The sequence below is a fragment of the Caldalkalibacillus thermarum genome (genome assembly GCF_014644735.1).
Taxonomy (GTDB): domain Bacteria; phylum Bacillota; class Bacilli; order Caldalkalibacillales; family Caldalkalibacillaceae; genus Caldalkalibacillus; species Caldalkalibacillus thermarum.
In genome coordinates this window covers 1-604 of record NZ_BMKZ01000136.1, presented here as the reverse complement: position 1 = coordinate 604, position 604 = coordinate 1, and the positions used below count along the sequence as shown (strand labels likewise).

At 40.2% G+C, this 604-nt stretch carries 1 pseudogene; it reads left to right on the top strand.

What is annotated here, in order from left to right:
- Positions 1-251 (top strand): annotated as a pseudogene (locus IEW48_RS17345) (hypothetical protein); the annotation flags it as partial.
- Positions 252-604 lie beyond the last annotated feature (353 nt).

Sequence of the window (604 nt, the reverse complement as noted above, 5' to 3'; positions counted from 1 at the left end):
TGGGAATAAAGCGGCGGTGGCTAGATGATATAACATTAGTTGAAGCGGTGAATAAAAGGGTATCAAGAAGGATAGTTAGGAGAGACAACTATATACATGCAACGAAAAAGTTTAACATATCATTGACGGAAAAGTCGCTTATCCACTTTTCGACTGGCGGTGACCGAACAATCACCCGCTTCGCAGCCCCATACATGGTTCCGGAAGCGGCATTGTTCGCTCGCCCGACAATCGATCCAATCGCTCTGTAAAAACTACAAATGTTAAAGATTCAAATTGCACCTATATATGATCCATTCAAAAAAGTTGGAGGAGGAGAGCAAGTAACTCAAAAAGCTATAGGGAAAAAATTAGAAGTTGCATTTTGTATGATTTGATAATAACTGAAAAAATGGAAATAGCCGAGCGGGTGGGTCGAGAAAGGATAGCTGATTACGAATAGAGATTCTAGAAATCCATAGTTCAACTCACTGCTATCAACAAAACGGAAAAGTCGAGGAGAAGTAGGGAGGGATGTAAACCTCCTGATACTCTCTGACGACAACCGATAAGTGATGGACAAACAATTTAAAGAATGGATATCGGAACTTGTTATGCAGTTTTT